Below are 18,208 nucleotides of genomic sequence, written 5' to 3' on the forward strand. Positions count from 1 at the left end.
CATTACCGTCTATAGTCGCAGTACATCCGACAGGAGGAACTTCGATGGCAACGTATCTCGAGCTGAAAGCCCAAGCGGAACGACTGATGCAGCAAGCGGAGGAAGCGCGGCAAGCGGAGCTTGAAACCGTTCTTCAGGAAGTGCGCGCCCGCGTGGCCGAATATGGAATAACGCCTGAGCAAGTCTTTGGGCGTCGCCGGGCGGCATCTGGCACACGTGCAGCTCAAAGCAGCGTGTCACCCAAATATCGTGATCCAAAGACAGGCGCAACGTGGAGCGGTCGCGGACGCGAACCGGGCTGGATTAAGGGTAAAAGGCGTGAGCGGTTCCTGATCGAGCAGGAGTAAGCACACGCTAGGTGGCCCTTGGCGCGAAATACACTGCTCGCGGGCCGTATCAGATGCGCTCGCTACATGCAATGCGCGATGTCGTCGTCTTATCGCGATGCCTCACCTGCCCTCGGCGTGCGGGCCGCGCAGCTATGCGGCCCGCACAACGCTCGTTGATTTAGCGCGCGGAAAACACGCGATACCCGCACGATGCCAGCCGAGAACACTGCCGAGGGCACCCAACGAGATCGACATCGCCACGCGACAATGTGTAGCGCCACGTTGACATGTTGGACCCGCATCGCTTCTCAGACGCCGTGTGTCACAAGTTGAAAGCGGAGCGAGCTACGCGGAGCTGACCGTACGGGCCGACCCCGTGGAGGCGCGAACGGCCATCTTCGAAATGTCCCCTCCGCCGCGTCATGCGTGCTTCTTACTCTTGAGTATGAACGCAGCTGCCGTACACGCGATCATCGCGATGCCGGCGATCAGGAACGTATCGCTGTATGCCATGAGCAGCGCCTCGCGCATCACGCGCTGGTTCACGAGCCCGAGCGCCAGTTCCTGTACGCCGGAGATCGACCCGCCGGGTAGCACGTCCGCGCGCGGCGCATGCACGCGCGCGAGCAGCCGTGCAAGCATCGCCATGCGCTCCTGGAACGCTTCGGAGAACGGCGTGACGGCCTCGCCGATGCGCATCGCGTGCAGCTTCTGCCGCTCGACGACGATCTGGCTCATCACCGCGATACCGATCGCGCCGCCGACGTTACGGACCATGTTGAACACGCCCGACGCGGAGCCAAGCTGCGCCTTCTCGATCCCGTCGACGGCCATCACGGCCAGCGCGATCACGACGAACGACTGCCCGATCCCGCGCACGATCAGCGACGGGACGATCACATTCGACGCCGCATCGGCGTCGAGGTGGATGTTCATCAGGCACCCGGCCGCGACCAGCACGAAGCCGAGCACGATTGTCGTGCGCGGGCTCGTGCGGCGCATCAGCGGCGGCGTCAGGAACGACATCGCGAACTGCACCAGCCCGTACGGAATCATCGCAAGGCCAATGTCGCGCGCGCTGTAGCCGTGTAGCTCGGCAAAGTAGTTCGGCACGAGAAACACGACGCCGAACACCACTGCGCCGAACAGGAACTGCATCAGACTTGCGATCCCGAAGTTGTACTGGCCGAGCAGGCGCAGGTTGATGAACGGCTCCTTGCGTCGCAGTTCGATCGCGACGAACGCCGCCAGCCCGAGCGCCGCGACGATCGACAGCTCGACGATCATGTCCGACGCGAACCAGTCCTTGCGACCGCCCTCCTCCAGCACGATCTGCAGCGCGCTCAAGCCCACCGCCATCGTCGCGATCCCGAACCAGTCGGCCCGCCTGAGCATCCCGAGCTGCACGGGCACAGGCCGGATCGCCCAACCGATCGCCGCAACCAGCGCGATCGCCGGCGGAATCTGCAGATAGAAGATCCAGCGCCACGAATACATGTCGGTCAGCCAGCCGCCCACCGACGGGCCCGCTGCCTGCGCGACGTTGTTCGCGATCGCGAACAGCGCCATCCCGAGCGGATGTTTCGACGGCGGCAACTCGGTGACGATTAGCTGGAACGACAGCGGGATCAGCACGCCGCCGAACGCGCCCTGCAGTGCGCGCGCGACAATCATCGTCGAGATGCTCGGCGCGACCGAGCACGCGAGCGAAAACGCGAGAAAGCCGGTGGCACCAACCAACAGCACACGTCGCGCGGAAAACACCTGCACGAGCCAGCCAGTGAGCGGAATCACGACGATTTCGGCGACCAGGTATGCAGTGGTAATCCACGAGCCTTCCTCGAAGCTCGCGCCGAGCGAGCCCCGAATGTCGGGCAGCGACGCATTGGTCACGTGCACGTTCATGCCGGCCATGAAGCAGCCGAACACGCCGCCGAGCACCGCGACCCACGCGCGCAGCGAAACAGTGTCTTCGTGCGCAGCCTGCGCGGTCGTCGCGCTCACGAGCCAGCCCCCTGCGTGCCGCGCGTGTCGACGCGCGCGATCACCGACATGCCGGGCCGCAGCACGACGCCAGCCGGCGGCGCATCGACACGGATTTTCACCGGGATGCGCTGCACGATCTTCGTGAAGTTGCCCGTCGCGTTGTCGGGCGGCAGCAGCGCGAACTGCGCGCCGGAGCCCGGCGCGAGGCCAATCACGTGGCCATGCAGCGTGCGGCCCGAATAGGTGTCGACGTCGATCTCAACGGGCTGGCCGTCGTGCATCGCGCCCAACTGCGTTTCCTTGAAGTTCGCGACCACATACACGTCGCTCAGCGGCACCACCGCAAGCAACGGCATCCCGACCTCGACGTACTGGCCGGCCCGCACCGCGCGCTGGCCGACGCTGCCGTCACGCGTCGCACGGATCTCCGTGTGGTCGAGATCGAGCTGCGCGAGCGCGAGCTTCGCCTGGGCGGCCGCAAGCCGGGCGCGCGCCTGCGCGATCGCAGCCGTGCTCTGTTCGCGGCGGCGCTGCAGCACGGTCTGCTGGTCGGTCTGCACGCGCACGGCCGCGCCGGCGCGGGCCAGTTCGGCACGCGCCTTCAGCGCATCCGCGTGGGCCTGCTCCCAGCGCTGTCCGCTCGCGGCGGATTCTGCCAACAGTTGCTTGTAGCGCGTCGCATCGGCGTCGCGCCGTGCGGCTTCAGCGCGCGCGGCGGCCGCGTCAGCATCGGCCTGCGCGATCTGGCTGCGCTGCTGGCCAACCTGCGCGTCGAGCGTCGCGGCCGCGGCCTGCTCGGCTTGCAGCGTCGCCTCGGCCGCTGCCACCGCGGCCTTAGCATCGTCGACTTTCGCGCGATAGTCACGATCGTCGAGCCGCACGAGCACGTCACCGCGCTTCACCGGCTGGTTGTCGTCGACGGCGACCTGCGCGACGTAACCCGACACGCGCGAGCTGACAGTCACGACGTCGGCGCGCACATACGCGTCGTCGGTTCCTTCGATGAAACGGCCGACGGTCCACCAGTGCCAGCCGAACACAGCAAGCGCGATGACGGCGAGCACGGTGCCCGCGGCGATCAGTTGGCGCCGGGAGAACCGGGCGGTTTTGGCTTTTTCGGGTACGGCAGTCGTGCTCATGATCGGAAAGATGAGTTGGCGTGCAAGAGAACGGGCAAGGACGCTGCGAACGCGGCCGGCTACGGTTGCCAGCCGCCTCCGAGCGCCTTGAACACGGCGACCTGGTCGAGCGAGACCTGCTGCGTCGACTCGGCCAGCGCCGAATCGACCGCAACGAGGCTGCGCTGCGCATCAAGCACGCCGAGGAAATCGAGTGCGCCGGCTTTGTAGTTCAGCTCGGCGAGGTGATAGGCGCGTGCATGCTCAGCGCGTGCGGTTTCGAGCGCGGCGCGGCGGCGCCACGCCGCACCGTACCGGGCCAGCGCCTGCTCGGTTTCCTTCAGCGCACGCAGCACCTGCGCATCGAATTGCGCGCGAGCAAGCGTGTCGTCGGCGCGGGCCTGCGCGAGTCGCGCGCGGCTTGCCGCCATGTTCGGAAAGCGCCACGTGATCAGCGGGCCGACGCCCCAGGCGATCGCGTACTTGTCACCGAGCGTTGACGGATCGCCGCCGCTCGACAGCCAGTTCACCGAGCCGCCGAGCGATATCGACGGATACAGCTCAGCCGTCGCCACGCCGATGCGTGCATTCGCGGCGGCCAGTTGGCGCTCGCTCTCGCGCAGGTCGGGGCGGCGGCGCAGCAGCGACGCGCCGTCGCCAACCGGGAACGGCCGCGCAAGCACCGGCGCGGTGCGGCAATGCGCGGCCGCGTCAGGCAGCGCGCCGGGCGCGCGCCCGGTCAGCACCGCGAGTTCGTACAGCGCTGCGCGCCGCAAGCCGACAAGCGCTGGCAGATCGGCACGCGTGTCGTCGGCGAACGCGCGCGAACGCGCCACCTCGAGGTCGGACACGAGCCCGTGCGCGCGCTGCTTCGCCGTCAGCGCGGCCAGCCGGTCCGCGATCCCGACCGACTGCTCGGCCACGTCGATCCGCTCGCCGTACGCGCACACCTGCGCATAGGCGGCCGTCGTCTCGGCGGCCACCACGACGCGCATCGCGTCCGACGCAGCCTGCACCGCCTCCGCGTCCGCCCGGGCGGCGTCGACCAGATGGCGCACGCGCCCCCACAGATCGACTTCCCACGACAGCGAGAACGACGGCGCGAAACCCCAGCGCGTATGCGCATCGGTACCCTTGGCCGCCGCGACGATCTGGTCGGGCGCGTGCTTACCGTAGTCGACGCCGAACCCGGCCGTCGTGTCGGGCAGCCGCGCGGCGCCGGCCTCGTCGAACACGGCGCGCGCGCGCTCAACCCGCGCCACGGCCGCCGCGAGATCGCGGTTCTGCGCGAGCGCATCGCGCACGAGGCCGTCGAGCACGGGGTCGTCGTAGAGGCGCCACCAGCGTTGTGGCGGCTCGCCGGCGGCGGCGACCGGCACGTCGGCCACCGCGTCGAACGGCCCGGTGCGCGCCGTATCGGACACAGGCGGCCGGTACGGCTCGCCGACCGAACACGCGGCCAGCGCGGCCGATGCCAGCAGCACGGCCGCACAGGTGGCGCGCCGCACGCGCGGCAAGCGTGCATCGACGGCGGGAGAAACAGGCGAAGCGGACGAAATGGTTGGAACGCGCATCGGGTGGCAAGTAGGTCGAACAAACGATGGGTTTATGGTAATTTCGACCTAAGTGGTCGATCTCACGCGTAAAGCGCATTCGTCGTCGAGAAAAGGACACACAGATCAATTGGAAAACTTCTTCGTCGCACTCGAGCGTCAGGCGCGCGACAAGCAGATCGCCGTCGTCGCATCCGACTCGCCGGCGGGCACGGCGTACCCGCCGCATTCGCACCGGCAGGGCCAGCTGATCCACGCGATTTCCGGCGTGATGATCGTGCACGCGGACGCAGGCAGCTGGGTCGTGCCGACGGGCCGCGCGGTGTGGGTGCCGGGCGGTACGCAGCATGAGATCCGCTCGGCCGGCGACGTGCAGATGCGCACCGTGTTCGTCGGCCCGGAAGTGCGGCCGAGCCTGCCGACCGAATGCCGGGTGATCGAAGTCGGCACGCTGTTGCGCGAACTGATCGTGACGGCTTGCGACCTGCCCGCCGACTACGACCTGTCGCACCGCGCGGGCCGCGTGCTCGCGCTGATCCTCGACGAGATCGAGATCGCGCCACCACTGTCGCTACACGTGCCGATGCCGCGCCACCCCGCGCTCGCCGCGCTGTGCACGCGGCTCATCAACGACCCGTCGTCGGCCGTCACGCTGCAGGCATGGGCGCGCGACGCGCACATGAACGAGCGCACGCTCGCGCGCGCGTTCAAGCGCGAGACGGGCATGACGCACGGCGCATGGTGCCGTCACGCGCGATTGCTGCTGAGCCTGCCGCGCCTCGCCGCCGGCACGCCGATCCTCGAGCTCGCACTCGAACACGGCTACGACAGCCCCAGCGCGTTCGCGGCGATGTTCCGCAAGGCGCTCGGCGTCGCGCCGAGCGAATACTTCCGGCGGCGCTGACGCGCGTATCGATTGTCCGTTTTGCGACGATCGATCGCTAATGCGCGCGCGCGGCGTGTCGCTGCCGTCGCTACAGTAGCGGCATTGCCATATGGCCGGCCGCAGGTTTCGTTATCCGATGGATCTGATTCAAAGCATGCAGGCGTTCGTCACGCTCGCGGACGCGGGCACCTTCACCGAGACTGGCAAACGGCTCGGCATCACGACCGCGCATGTCAGCCGGCTCGTCGCGTCGCTCGAGCATCGTCTCGGCATCCGGTTGCTGAACCGCACGACGCGTTCGATGTGCCTGACCGAAGCGGGTGAGCGCTATCTCGCACGCGCGCGCGACATCACGCTCGCCGTCGACGCGAGCGAGCGCGAGGCGCGCGACGCGCGCGTGCATCCGCACGGCCGGCTGCGCGCGCATTGCAGTGCCAGCATCGCGAACCATTTCATCGTTCCGTTGATCGGGCAATTCCAGGCGCGTTACCCGGACGTCAGCGTCGACCTGACGCTCGCGCCGCACCTGCCGAAACTAGTGCGCGACAGCTACGACGTCGCGGTGATCGCGATGCCAAGCCTGCCGAGTTCCGAAGAGGTCGCGATCGACGTTGGCCGGATCCGCAGCGTGCTGTGCGCATCGCCCGCGTATCTCGAGGCGCATGGCATGCCCGATTCGCCCGGCGCGCTCGTCCACCATCGCTGCGTGCAACTGGTCGCGCCCGCGTATCACGAGCGCATCTGGACGCTGTGGAGCGGCGCGCAAGCGCAGACGGTCGACGTCGATCCGTCGATGACGGCCGACGTCGCCGCGTCGCTCGCGATCGCGGTGCGCGAGGGCGCGGGAATCGGGTTGCTGCCCGACTTCGTCGCCGCGGCGGACCTGCGCTCCGGCACGCTCGTGCGTGTGCTGCCCGACTACCAGGCGGAAGAAATCGGCGTGTTCCTGGTGTACGCGTCGCGCCAGCATCTCGATGCAAAAACGCGCGCGTGGGTCGACTTCATGAAAGCCGCGCTGCGCGACGCATTCGCGCAGATGCTCGACGACGCATGCGCACAACCGGTCGGGAAAAAAAGCCACGCGCCGGGCAAGACCGGCGCGTGGGCCGGCGCCACCGCGTAGCGGCACGGCGCCGGCGGCGCAATGCACGGTTACTGCGGCTTGAACAGCGCGCGCAGGTTCGTCATCGCCATGTCGAGAAAACCGGTGACGAACGCGTCGAATTCCGGCTGGCGCGCGGCGCCCCCGTGCGACGGTTCACCAGCGATGTCCCACGTCACCGTGCAGGCCCGCTCACCGCGCGGCTCGACGCGCATGAGCGCCCACAGATTGCCGATGTCGAACGACGTATGGATCAGGCTCCACGTCATCACCATCGCTTCGTCATCGTGGCTGTTGAGCTGTTCGACGACGACGTTGCCGTCCGCGAAATGCTTGATGCGCAGCGAGCGCACGCCGTCGCCGATCATGTCGGTATGGTCGAGCCCCGTGATGAAGCGCGAGAAGCCGGCGAAATCACCGACCACGCGCCACGCGTCGCGCGCCGGCACGTCGAGATCGGCCGAGCCGGACAGGATCGGCGTTTGCGGCGCGTAGACGAGCGTGGACGGACGGGGTTGCGTTGCAGTACGTTCCAGCATGATGCCTCCTTGATGAATGATGCGATGACAGCGATTAATCAAACGGGTACGTCTTCACCACGCGGGTTCGGGCTCGGCGTCGCGGCGGGCGTCGTTCGCGCGCGCAGCCGGCTCGGCCGGCGGCGGCATGAAGCCGCATTCGGCGAGATAGCCGAAATGCGCATCGAGCAACGCATCGTCCTTGTCCGGATACGTGACGCCGAGCCGGCGCAGCGTCGCCTCGGTGCGCGCGTGGTCGATCACGGCCATGTCGCCGATATCGTCCTGCCGGTCGTCCAGATAGAACGCGACGACGTCGAACAGCGCATTCGATTCGTCGATCGACAACAGTCGCTCGCGCCAGACCTCGGGCGCCTCGAAGCGCAGCGGGTAGCCGCGCCGAGCGAGTGCGCGCAGGTACCCGGCCCAATCGAGCGGGCGCGGGTTGTGCAGATGAAACACGCGCTCGGTGCGCGCACCGTCGAGCGTGCACGCGACAATCGCCCGCGCCAGGTAGTCGACCGGGCTCAGGTCGAACAGCCCGCCCTCGCTCGCGAGCGGTGCGCAGCCGAGTTGCACCGCGCCCTTGAGCAGCAGCAGGATCCGGTTGCGTCCCGGCTGGCACAGCCCCGTGCGCGAATGGCCCGTGATGTTGCCAGGCCGCAGGATCGTCGTGTCGATCCCGCGCGCGGCCGCTTCGGCAACGAGATGCTCGGACACCCACTTCGTCAGGTTGTAGCCGTTGTTGACGAAGGCAGGGCCGGCCTCCGACGGGGCCGCCTCGATCAGGCGGCCCGTCGGGCCCGTCGCGCTCGCCGCGGATAGCGTCGATACGAAATGCAGCGCCTTGCGGCGGCCGCTGCAGCACAGGCGGAGCAGTTCGAGCGTCGAGCCGACGTTCTCCGCGTGCAGGTACGGGTAGTCGTACACGTGGTTCACGTGCGCGCCGTTGTGATGAATCACGCCGACCTCGGCCGCGAGCGTCTGCCACTGCGCGTCCGACAGCCCGAGGTGCGGCGCGCCGAGATCGCCGCGCAGCACCCGCACGCGCGGGTGCCCGCACAGATGGCCGAGCCCGTTGACGAACGCCGCTTCGTCGAGCCGCCGGCGCGCGCTCGCATCGTCGTCGCCGCGCACGACGCAGTAGACGGTCTGGTTCGTGCGGCTGATCAGCTCGCTGAGGATGAAGCTGCCCAGAAAGCCGTTCGCGCCGGTCAACAGCACCGCGCCGGGCCCGTCGCCCGCCGGCTGGCTGGCCGGCAGTCGCACGTCGTCGGGCAAGCGGCGGTCGTCGTGCACGCGAGCCGGCACGTTCGCGCCGCGCTCGACCGACTCATCGCTCAGTAGTGCCGCGAGCGCGGCCACCGTCGGCCGTTCCATGAAACGCGCGAGCGCCGCGTTGCCGCCCAGCTCGCGCTTGATCGCCAGCATCAGCCGCGACACCAGCAGCGAATGGCCGCCCAGTTCGAAGAACGACGCGTCGCGGCCGATCTCTTCCGGCGCGAGTTCGAGCAGCGTCGCCCACAACGCGGCAAGACGCGTCTCCAGCGCGCCGCGCGGTGCATCGCGCGTGTCGCTCGCCGCACGCGATACCGGCAGGCGCGCCAGCGCCGCGCGGTCGATCTTGCCGTTCGGCGTCGCGGGCAATACGTCGAGCGCCGTGATGTCGTACGGCACCATGTAGTCGGGCAGCGTGCCGGCCAGCACGGCGCGCAGCGCGTCGGGCGTCGCTGCCGCGTCGACCGGCTTCGCGGCGAACAGCCGGATGCGCTTGCGCTCGTCAGGTACCACCGCGCACTGGTGGTACAGCCCCGCCGCCAGTGCGGCCGTCTCGATCTCGCCCGGCTCGACACGAAAGCCGCGAATCTTCAGTTGCGCGTCGCGGCGGCCAACGTAGCGCAGCGTGCCGTCCGGCTCCCAGCTCGCGATGTCACCGGTCCGGTACATCGTCTCGCCCGGCGTGCCGTACGGATCGGCGACAAAGCGCTCGGCGCTCAGGTCGGGCCGGCCGAGATAGCCGAGCCCGACGCCCGCGCCGGCGATACACAGCTCGCCTTCCTCGCCGGTGAGCGCCGGACGGCCGTCGACCGCGAGCACATGGCAGCGCGCGTTCGCGATCGGCCGGCCGATGCGCCGGTTGCTGTCGCCGGCGCGCAGTTCGCCCGTCGTCGCGAGCACGGTGCATTCGGTCGGCCCGTAGATGTTGTGCAGCCGCCGGTTCGCGCTCCAGCGCGCGATCGTATCGGGATCGCACACGTCGCCGCCCGTGACGAGATGCGCGAGTGCGGGCCAGTCGCAATCCGGCAGCGCCGCGAGCAGCGCGGGCGGCAGGAACGCGTGTGTGATACCCGCGTCGGCGACGAGCGCCGCGAGCGTGTCGAGTTCGCGGCGCTGCGCTTCGCTCGGCGCGACCAGCGTCGCACCGGCGAGCCAGGTCGGAAACATGTCGAGCAGCGACGCATCGAAAGCGATCGTCGAGAACTGCAGCACGCGCGACGACGCATTAAGCGACACGTGCGCGCGATACCAGTGGCAGAACTGCACGATGTTCCGGTGCGACAGCATCACACCCTTCGGCACGCCGGTCGAACCCGACGTGTAGATCGCGACCGCGCAGCGCGCATCGCGATCGGCATCCCGCTCGAGCGGCCACTGGCCGGCCAGCGCGTCGGGCGCAGCGTCCGCTTCCGCGTGGGTGCCGCAGTCGATTACGTCGAGATCGAGCCCGTCGAGCAGCACCGGCTCGACCGTACCGCCGACGACGAGCGCCTGCGCGCCCGATTCGCGCAGGATCGCGCGAGCGCGCTCGGGCGGAAACGCCGGATCGAGCGGCACGCAAGTCGCGCCGGCGCCCAGCACGCCGACGATCGCCGGATACAGCGCGACGCCCTTGTCGAGTCGCACGGCGACCACGCGTGGCGCGGCACGCCAAGCGGCGATACGCGCGGCGACACGGCGGGCACGCGCGAGCAGCTCACGATAGGTCAACCGACCGTCGGCCGCGACGAGCGCGCAGGCGTCCGGCGCTGCGGCCGCCGCACGCGAGACGAGTTCCGGCAACGACGGCTCGCACGGCCACGCAGCGGCCGTGTCGTTCGATGCGTGCCAGCCGGCCAGCCGTTCGAGATCGATCAGAATGTCGTCCGGCCCGGGCGGTGTCGCGCGCGGCGCGTCGTGCGGGTCGCTTAGCTCGCGTGCGATTGCGCTCGCGACTTCGTGCATCAGGTCGACTGCGCACGCGGCAATCTCGTTCGCGAGATCGGCACCGTTGAGCGCCGCGCCGAACGCGAGCGTCGCGTCGGCCAGCTCGCGCGTGTCGCCCGGCGCCACGTCCGTGAGCCACGCGACGCATACCTCGCGCGGCGGAAAAGCATCGGCGACGATCTCGCACCGCAGCGGCCGAGCGTGCGCGCAGTGTACGGCCGGGTCCGGCGCGCCGCAGACGATCGACCACTCGGCCGCGTTGCGCAACGTGTCGGGTGCCGGCGCCGGCAACAGCAGCGCGTCGGCCGCGTCGCGTAACGGGCCGTCGCGTCCGTCGGCGATGCACACGGTATGGCCGGTCGCCTCGAGTTCAGCCGCCAGCCGTGCAGCAAGACGGGTCTGGCCGCCGATCGCAATGATGATCGCTTTCATCGACGTGACTCACAGGTAGTCGGACAAGGCCGCGCGGGTCGGCGCGTGATCGAGCAGGCCGCTCATCCGGAAGAACTGCCGGATGTTGACGATCATCGGATGCTGGCTCGTGATCGGATACGCACCGACCATGTCGTCCGCGATGCGCGTACGCTCGGCGGCCGGCAGATCGAGTGCGTCGATCAGGCGGCGATCGAACTGCAGTTGCAGATCGGCGCTCAGGTATTCGCGCAGGAAGCACGGCAGCCCTTCGCCGAGCGCGAGCCGCGCGGGTCCGTCGATCTGCGACCAGTACAGCTTCACGAGATTGATCCAGAACGCCGAGTGACGGCCTTCGTCCGCGAGGTGATCGGCCATCACGCCCTTCACCGAGCGCTTGAGCGTCGCGTCGCGCGAGAACGCCGCGACTTCCGCCGTGACCGTGTTCTCCGAGATCGCGACGCACAGCAGCTCCATGCCGTCGCGATACTGCGCGCCGACCCGCTCGACCGCGCGCGGAATCGCACGCGACAGCTCGATCTCGCTGTTCGGCGGCAGCGGCGCGATGCCGGTGGCCTCCTCGACCTGCCGTAGGTAGTCCATCGCGACGTACGCGTGATAATCCTCATCGATCACCACAGTCATCGCGTCCTGCCGGCACGCGAACGGAAACGGGTGCGCGAACCGGCCGCGCGCAATGCGCAACGCGGTGGCGTTGACGATCTCCGTCTCGAAGATGATCACGTCCTGGATGTACTTGTAGAAGCTCTGCAGCAGGACGAAGTCGCGCACCGCGTCGCCCGCGTCGACGATCGCCGGGTGCGCGCACAACGGCTGGCGTTCGAGCGGGTAGTAGCGCAGTTCGTCGTCCTCGACGATCCGCCGTGGGCGCGATCGCACGGTCGCGCGCGCCTCCCAGCGGTCGACGTGGCTCACGTATGTGACGGCGGTCGTCATCGCGTGTCCTCCGGGAAACCGTAGTAATGGATTTCAAGCAGCAGGCAGCCCGCGTCGCTGCGAAACGGGCCATGCGGCGTGCCAGCCGGACGCACGAAGTAGCTGCCTTCCCGATACGTCGCGCGATACTCGCGCGTCGTGACGTCGACCAGACTCTGGTCGCCGTCAATCAGGTGCACCTCCTCGTGGTAGTCGTGCAGGAACGGCACGCGCGTGCCCGCACCGGGATCGAACCGCACGATCCGTGTCCGGATACCGCGCTTCGCATGCTCGTCCAGCGTATCGACGAGCACGACCTGGTCGATGCCGTCGTCGAACGCCGCCGGGTGCTCCCAGTCGAGCGCCGCGAAATCGACGATGCGCTCCGACAGACCGCGCGCGTTCATGCCGGCACCACGTTGCGGGTCTGGCCGAGATGCGCGAGCAGCCCGTCCCACAGGCGCATTCGCTCGTCGATCGCGTCGAGCCCGGCCTGCAGCGCTTCCTCGAGCTTCGCCGCGTCGCCGTCGGCCGCTTCCCGGATCATCGCGCGCGCCGCCGGCCCGTGTTCGCCCGAATCCACTTCGATATGGCGGTCGAGGTAGTACACAAGCAGCGGAATCGACAAGCGCTCGATTTTCCATTCGTCGAGCAGCGTGCGGAACATGTCGGGAATCACGTTCTCGCGGCCGTAGAAGAAGTTGCCCAGCACCTGGTGTGTCGCGCCCGACGTGCACGTGGCCATCGTCGCCTCGACGAAACGGATCACCGGCTCCGGCGCATCGACGGCCTTCAGCGCGGCCGACACGGAGAAGCCCGAGCGCACCAGTGACACCATTTCCTCGATGCGCGACGTCGAGGCGCCGACATCGCGCATCGCATGCAGGTACAGGTCGTAGTGGCTCATGTGGCCGTTCGGCGTTTCGTCCGACTCCTCTCCGAGCACGATCTCGTTGATGAGGCGCGACGCGTTCGCGTTGCGCGGCGCGACCCACGGCACCGCGACGGTCGTCAGATCCTGCTGCAGCCGCTTCACGAGCGACATGAAATCCCACACGGCGAATACGTGCCATTCCATGAACACGCGCAGCTCATCGATGGTACGGATCGATCCGAACACCGGATGATGCGCGAGCCGCTCGTGCTGCTCGCCGATTTTTCGCTCCAGCCCTTCCAGTTGATTCACGGCACTCTCCTAGTAATGTCCGCTCGCGCCAGCCCGCTGCGCCGGCTTCCGGCGCCGGAAACCGTTTCCGGCGAATTGCCTGCATGCCGTTTTCGGCTTGCGCAGCAATTTCAGGCGTCGATGCTAAATAAGCTGACAATTTGCCGCCTATTCAAAACGGACATTCTCATATTCTTTCCGGACCAGACCACTCACAACCCCCTCGAATCCTTTACCGACAAGGCTTTGACGAATTGACAACAAAAACTCACGGAATTGACAGCCACAAATCGGACTGTCTAGGATAACAATTGCGATTCATCAGAAATGAAATGCATGATGCGAATATGTATTTTTTATTAAACAAATACGCGCATTTAATTCATCCACCGGAATAAGCTTTCCAGGAGAAACGACGTGACCAATTCGACGCTTCAATTGCCGCTGTCCGCGCCGCAGCGCGATTTCTGGGAGGCAGCGCTCGCGTATCGCGTCCCGTCGACGCATATCTACGCGGCCGAGTATTTCGAGATTCGCGGCGCCCTCGACACCGATGCATTCGAACGCGCGCTGCGGCAGGTGATTCGCGAGGCGCAGACGCTGCACACGACGCGGATCGTGCTGGATGGGGACACGCCCGTGCGCGTGCTCGATGCCGCGCTCGCCGACGACTGGAGGCTCGAACGCGTCGATCTCGCCGGCACCAAAGACGCGCACGCCATCGCGCTCGCCGGCATGCGCGCGCATTGCACGGGCGCGATCGAGCTGGCGCGCGGGCCGTTCTTCCGCCACACGCTGTACCGCATCGCGCCGGATCACTACTACTGGTATCACGGCTACGCGCACATCCTGGTCGACGGCTATTCGGGCAGCCTGATCGCCACGCGCGCCGCCGAGCTCTACAGCGCATTCGCGGCGGGCGCCAAGGCACCGCCCGCCCGCTTCGCGTCGCTCGCCGAGCTGCAACTCGACGAAGACGCGTACCGCTCCTCCGAGCAGTTCGCGCACGATCGCCGCTACTGGCTCGAACGCTTCGCGGACCAGCCGTGCACCGTCACGCTCGCCGGCCCCGCACGCTTTCCCGAGCGCGACGACGGACCCGACCTGCGCGAGACGCGCATCGCGAGCGCGAACGAGAGCGCGCGCATCGAGGCGGTCGCCAAGCAGCTGTTCACGTCGACAGTACCGCGGCTCGTCACCGCGCTGACCGCCGCGTACCTGTACCTGAACACCGGCGCGCACGACATCGTGCTGTCGGTCGCCGCGATGGCCCGCACGTCGGCGCGCGAGCGCCGCACGCCGACGCAGTGCGCGAACATGCTCCCGCTGCGCCTGCACGTCGAGCCGGGCCACACGCTCGATGACCTGTGCCGCCAGGCAAACCGCGAGATGACCGCGCTGCGTCAACACCAGCGCTACCGGATGGGCGACCTGCACCGTGAGCTGACGTCGCTCGACAACGGCCAGGGCGTGTTCGGCCCCGAGATCAACATCATGGCGTTCGACTACGACCTGCGGTTCGGCGACTGCGTGACGACGTCGCACAACCTGTCCGTCGGTACGACCGACGACCTGATGGTGAACCTGACCGATCGCCGCAACGGCGAGCCGCTGCGCTTTGACTTCGACGCGAGCCCGCAGTACTACAGCCGCGACGCGCTGAACGCCCACGTCGGACAGTTCCTGAGTTTCATGCGCGTGGCGCTCGACGAACCGTTCGCAACGCTCGGCGCACTCGAAAGCCGGCTCGACGCTCAATCAGCGGCGCTCGCCGGCTGAGCGTCATCTGCTTCACCCTGTTGCCCCGTCCAACCGATTCACTACGGAGTCCTGTCATGTCCTATTCTGAATCACGCTTCTGGCATCCCCGGCAACATCCGCTCGCCGCGTCGCGCCCGCCGATCCGCATCACGCGCGGCGAAGGCTGCTACCTGTACGACGATACCGGCCGCCCGTATCTCGACGCGGTTGCGTCGCTGTTCAACGTGTACGTCGGTCACGGCCGACGGGAGATCAAGGAGGCGATCGTCCGCCAGCTCGACGAGCTCGAATATCACCCGGTATTCGCCGGGTTCAGCCATCCCCGCGCGGAGGAGCTGTCGGCGCGACTGGTCGGCATGCTGCAGCCCGAAGACATGAGCCGCGTGATCTTCGGCTCCGGCGGCTCGGACGCCGTCGAGGCCGCGCTGATGATCGCGCGACAGTACTGGAAGGTGTCCGGGCAGCCCGAGCGCACCAAGTTCATCGCGTTGCGTCAGGCCTATCACGGCTCACACTTCGGCGGCAGCTCCGTCACCGGCAACACCGTCTACCGGCGCAACTACGAGCCGACGCTCGCCGGCTGCTTCCACGTCGAAACGCCGTGGATCTATCGCAACCCGTTCACGCATGACCCTGAGGAGCTCGGCCGGCTATGCGCGTCGCTCGTCGAGCGTGAGATCCTGTTCCAGGGGCCCGATACCGTGGCCGCCTTCATCGCCGAACCGGTACAGGCGACGGGCGGCATCATCGTGCCGCCCGCGAACTACTGGCCGCTGGTGCGCGAAGTATGCGACCGCCACGGCGTGCTGCTGATCGCCGACGAGGTCGTGACGGGCTTCGGCCGAACCGGCGCGGCATTCGGCAGCCGCGGCTGGGGCGTCGCGCCGGACATCATGTGTCTGGCAAAAGGCGTGTCGTCGGGCTATCTGCCGCTCGGCGCGACCGTCGTCAATCGCCGTATCGAGAACGCGTTCGCGTCCAATCCGGGCGGCATCGGCACGCTGATGCACGGCTACACCTACTCCGGCCACCCGATCGTCTGCGCGGCCGCACTCGCGAATCTGCAGATCATCGTCGACGAGGATCTCGCTGGCAACGCGGCGCGCGAAGGCGCGTACCTGCTGGAGCGACTGCAGCCACTCGTCGACCGCTATCCGGTTGTCGGCGACGTGCGCGGCAAGGGGCTGCTAGTCGGCATCGACCTCGTGAAGGACAAAGCGACGCGCGAATCGATCGATCCGTCGGATGGCTATGCGGCCGCGCTCGCCGACGCGGCGCGCGATGCGGGCGTGCTGATCCGCTCGCTCGGTAACCGGCTCGCGATCGCGCCGCCTCTCGTGATCGGCCGTGAGGACGTCGACCGGATCGTGCACGCGCTCGTGCATGCGTTCGAAGTGGTGCCGCGCTGGGCCGCACGCTGAGCGCGACAGCGACAGCGGTGGCGGTCAGCGCGCTGCCGCTTCCGCCGCCGCAAGGTACTGGCTCGGCGTGACGCCGAACGCGCGCTTGAAGGTGGCCGCATAGGTGGTCGGGCTGCGATAGCCGACCTGATGCGCGGCCTGCGTGACGGGCATGCCGCTCGCGAGCAGCGCGAGCGACATCGACAGCCGCAGTTGCTGGCGCCACGCGGCCACGCTCATGCCAGTCTCGCTGCGAAAAAGGCGCGCCAGGTGGCGCGCGCTCAGCGCGGCGTCGCGCGCGAGCGTTTCGAGCGGCAATTCGCAGTGCGGCTCGCGCTGCAGCCGCTCGCACAGTTTCAGCAGGCGCCGGTCGCGCGGCAGCGGTAGCGTGAGCGGCGTCTGCGCGAGTTCGCTCAGTTCGTCGGCGAACAGGCGCGCGAGCGGATCGCGGTCAACGCTGCAATCGAACGGATGCGAAACGCGCGTGGCGAGTTCGCGCAGCAGCGGCGATACCGTCATCGCGCACAACCTGGCCGGTAGCCGCGCGCTGAGCGCGTCGCCGAGATAGAGCGAGCAGAGCTGCACGTCGGCGGCCACGCGCATCGCATGGACGGTGCGCGCCGGAATCCAGATCGCGCGCAGCGGCGGGGTGATCCAGCGCTGGCCTTCAACGTCGAGCACTAATACGCCGCGTGTCGTAAATAATAGTTGCCCGGCCTGATGCGCGTGCGGCGCATACTCGTGAGCAAGCGCGCGGGCGGGGGCCGACGCGCAGGGCGGTTCGATCGCGCGGATTCCGCCGAAGGCGAACGCGCGCGCGCCGGCGCGCGCGAGGAGAGGCACGTCTTGAACGCTGGTCATGGTCGATCGTCCTGATACGAAACCGGAGGGGTACCGCAACACGTGAAACGACGGGGGGACAGGTGCCCGCACAAGCGGGGCCGTCGTGCGAACAGCCGCCATTAAACCGGCGTCGGCTTCGCCTCAAAACTGTCCTTTTGAACAGGATACGCGCGGGCCGCAATGCACGGCCCGCCCACACCGACGAGGAACACCGATGGACCTGACAATACTGCACGACTGTTTCGACGCACTACAGCGCGCACCCACGGCGGAAGCCGCGCTCCTACCGATTGCCGCCGCCGCGGCCGCGCTCGGGTTTCAGTATTGCGTGTACGGTTTGCGCCGCACGCTGCCGCTCGCCCGGCCCGACATGCAGATCGTCGGCAATCATCCACGCGAATGGGAACACCGTTATGTGAAATTCGGCTACGTCACCATCGATCCGATCATCAAGCGGGTGGCGAGCCAGCCGCGGCCGGTCGTCTGGAATGCGTTCGACGAACCGGGCGACACCGCGTTCTGGCACGACGCGGCGTGCTTCGGGATGCGTTACGGCTGGTCGCACGGCGGCTACGACCGGGCCGGCAACCTCGGCGTGCTAACGCTCGTGCGCGACACGACGCCGCTCGACGCGGACGAAGTTTCGCTGCTGCGTGCACCCTGCGCGAGCCTCGCGCATGCGGCGCACGCGTACCTGATGCCGCGCCTTGCTGATCCGATTGCGCCGGCAGGTAGCGGACTGACGCTGCGCGAGCGTGAAGTGCTGGCGTGGACGGCCGACGGCAAGACGGCCTACGAGATCGGGATGATCTTCGGGATCGCGGAGCGGACGGTGAAGTTCCACCTGCAGAACGCCGTCGTGAAGCTCGACGCGATGAACAAGACGCATGCGGCCACCAAGGCCGCGATGCTCGGGCTGCTGCCGTGACGGCGCGAACGCGCACGCCGTGATCCGAAAAAGAAACCCGGGCGGGCCATGCCGCCCGGGTTTCGACC

Annotated in this window: 15 protein-coding genes; 6 read left to right on the plus strand and 9 right to left on the minus strand. The window is 68.0% G+C overall.

Features of this window, described 5'->3' with window-relative positions:
* The first annotated feature begins 44 nt into the window (after nt 1-44).
* The gene (locus tag HWX09_RS13050) at nt 45-347 is read left to right on the plus strand and encodes an H-NS histone family protein (RefSeq protein WP_080681205.1); all 303 of its coding nucleotides are present in this window, start codon (nt 45-47) and stop codon (nt 345-347) included.
* Nucleotides 348-749: 402 nt separating this feature from the next.
* Here the strand turns inward: HWX09_RS13050 and HWX09_RS13055 are convergent, their stop codons facing one another.
* From HWX09_RS13055 to HWX09_RS13065, 3 genes are read right to left on the minus strand one after another with little or no spacing between them, the layout of a single operon-like run.
* Nucleotides 750-2,333, minus strand: a complete 1,584-nt coding sequence (locus HWX09_RS13055; RefSeq protein WP_027781971.1) for a DHA2 family efflux MFS transporter permease subunit — start codon at nt 2,331-2,333, stop codon at nt 750-752.
* Entirely contained in the window at nt 2,330-3,454 is a 1,125-nt protein-coding gene (locus HWX09_RS13060) for an HlyD family secretion protein (RefSeq protein WP_027781970.1), read from the minus strand. Before HWX09_RS13060 ends, HWX09_RS13055 begins: the two co-directional genes overlap by 4 nt.
* A gap of 59 nt (nt 3,455-3,513) precedes the next feature.
* The gene (locus HWX09_RS13065) at nt 3,514-4,941 is read right to left on the minus strand and encodes a TolC family protein (RefSeq protein WP_230469053.1); all 1,428 of its coding nucleotides are present in this window, start codon (nt 4,939-4,941) and stop codon (nt 3,514-3,516) included.
* Between the two features lie 175 nt (nt 4,942-5,116).
* Between HWX09_RS13065 and HWX09_RS13070 the strand changes: the two genes are divergently transcribed.
* Both HWX09_RS13070 and HWX09_RS13075 read left to right on the plus strand, forming a co-directional pair.
* Nucleotides 5,117-5,890, plus strand: coding sequence for a helix-turn-helix transcriptional regulator (locus HWX09_RS13070; protein WP_027781968.1), 774 nt, complete (start codon nt 5,117-5,119; stop codon nt 5,888-5,890).
* Nucleotides 5,891-6,008: 118 nt separating this feature from the next.
* Nucleotides 6,009-6,995 (plus strand): LysR family transcriptional regulator, encoded by a 987-nt coding sequence (locus HWX09_RS13075; protein WP_027781967.1) that lies wholly within the window; start codon nt 6,009-6,011, stop codon nt 6,993-6,995.
* Nucleotides 6,996-7,024: 29 nt separating this feature from the next.
* Here HWX09_RS13075 and HWX09_RS13080 read toward each other — a convergent pair whose 3' ends face one another.
* Genes HWX09_RS13080 through HWX09_RS13100 form a run of 5 tightly spaced genes read right to left on the minus strand, consistent with a single transcriptional unit; the run spans nt 7,025 to nt 13,229 of the window.
* Nucleotides 7,025-7,513, minus strand: coding sequence for an SRPBCC family protein (locus HWX09_RS13080; protein ID WP_027781966.1), 489 nt, complete (start codon nt 7,511-7,513; stop codon nt 7,025-7,027).
* A gap of 54 nt (nt 7,514-7,567) precedes the next feature.
* Nucleotides 7,568-11,128, minus strand: a complete 3,561-nt coding sequence (locus tag HWX09_RS13085; protein WP_027781965.1) for an amino acid adenylation domain-containing protein — start codon at nt 11,126-11,128, stop codon at nt 7,568-7,570.
* A 9-nt stretch (nt 11,129-11,137) separates the two neighbouring features.
* A complete protein-coding gene (locus tag HWX09_RS13090; RefSeq protein WP_027781964.1) occupies nt 11,138-12,064 on the minus strand; it encodes a diiron oxygenase in 927 nt (308 codons plus the stop codon).
* The gene (locus tag HWX09_RS13095; RefSeq protein WP_027781963.1) at nt 12,061-12,450 is read right to left on the minus strand and encodes a cupin; all 390 of its coding nucleotides are present in this window, start codon (nt 12,448-12,450) and stop codon (nt 12,061-12,063) included. Before HWX09_RS13095 ends, HWX09_RS13090 begins: the two co-directional genes overlap by 4 nt.
* A complete protein-coding gene (locus tag HWX09_RS13100) occupies nt 12,447-13,229 on the minus strand; it encodes a DUF3050 domain-containing protein (RefSeq protein ID WP_027781962.1) in 783 nt (260 codons plus the stop codon). The genes HWX09_RS13095 and HWX09_RS13100 overlap by 4 nt, the downstream gene beginning before the upstream one ends.
* A gap of 396 nt (nt 13,230-13,625) precedes the next feature.
* On the opposite strand from HWX09_RS13100, the gene HWX09_RS13105 reads away from it, so the two are divergent.
* Both HWX09_RS13105 and HWX09_RS13110 read left to right on the plus strand, forming a co-directional pair.
* A complete protein-coding gene (locus HWX09_RS13105) occupies nt 13,626-14,987 on the plus strand; it encodes a condensation domain-containing protein (protein ID WP_027781961.1) in 1,362 nt (453 codons plus the stop codon).
* Nucleotides 14,988-15,043: 56 nt separating this feature from the next.
* Nucleotides 15,044-16,390, plus strand: coding sequence for an aspartate aminotransferase family protein (locus tag HWX09_RS13110; RefSeq protein WP_027781960.1), 1,347 nt, complete (start codon nt 15,044-15,046; stop codon nt 16,388-16,390).
* 24 nt (nt 16,391-16,414) lie between these two features.
* Here the strand turns inward: HWX09_RS13110 and HWX09_RS13115 are convergent, their stop codons facing one another.
* Nucleotides 16,415-17,230 (minus strand): helix-turn-helix transcriptional regulator, encoded by an 816-nt coding sequence (locus tag HWX09_RS13115; protein ID WP_027781959.1) that lies wholly within the window; start codon nt 17,228-17,230, stop codon nt 16,415-16,417.
* Between the two features lie 196 nt (nt 17,231-17,426).
* On the opposite strand from HWX09_RS13115, the gene HWX09_RS13120 reads away from it, so the two are divergent.
* Nucleotides 17,427-18,140 (plus strand): autoinducer binding domain-containing protein, encoded by a 714-nt coding sequence (locus HWX09_RS13120; RefSeq protein WP_027781958.1) that lies wholly within the window; start codon nt 17,427-17,429, stop codon nt 18,138-18,140.
* The last annotated feature ends 68 nt before the right edge of the window (nt 18,141-18,208 follow it).

This window comes from Burkholderia sp. BCC1208, assembly GCF_902833095.1.
GTDB lineage: Bacteria > Pseudomonadota > Gammaproteobacteria > Burkholderiales > Burkholderiaceae > Burkholderia.

Excerpts from the sequence above, each read along its gene's own strand:
- HWX09_RS13090 (WP_027781964.1), bottom strand. The coding sequence starts at position 12,064 with ATGACGACCGCCGTCACATACGTGAGCCACGTCGACCGCTGGGAGGCG.
- HWX09_RS13120 (WP_027781958.1), top strand. The coding sequence starts at position 17,427 with ATGGACCTGACAATACTGCACGACTGTTTCGACGCACTACAGCGCGCA.
- HWX09_RS13075 (WP_027781967.1), top strand. The coding sequence starts at position 6,009 with ATGGATCTGATTCAAAGCATGCAGGCGTTCGTCACGCTCGCGGACGCG.
- HWX09_RS13050 (WP_080681205.1), top strand. The coding sequence starts at position 45 with ATGGCAACGTATCTCGAGCTGAAAGCCCAAGCGGAACGACTGATGCAG.
- HWX09_RS13085 (WP_027781965.1), bottom strand. The coding sequence starts at position 11,128 with ATGAAAGCGATCATCATTGCGATCGGCGGCCAGACCCGTCTTGCTGCA.
- HWX09_RS13110 (WP_027781960.1), top strand. The coding sequence starts at position 15,044 with ATGTCCTATTCTGAATCACGCTTCTGGCATCCCCGGCAACATCCGCTC.
- HWX09_RS13060 (WP_027781970.1), bottom strand. The coding sequence starts at position 3,454 with ATGAGCACGACTGCCGTACCCGAAAAAGCCAAAACCGCCCGGTTCTCC.
- HWX09_RS13095 (WP_027781963.1), bottom strand. The coding sequence starts at position 12,450 with ATGAACGCGCGCGGTCTGTCGGAGCGCATCGTCGATTTCGCGGCGCTC.
- HWX09_RS13115 (WP_027781959.1), bottom strand. The coding sequence starts at position 17,230 with ATGACCAGCGTTCAAGACGTGCCTCTCCTCGCGCGCGCCGGCGCGCGC.
- HWX09_RS13080 (WP_027781966.1), bottom strand. The coding sequence starts at position 7,513 with ATGCTGGAACGTACTGCAACGCAACCCCGTCCGTCCACGCTCGTCTAC.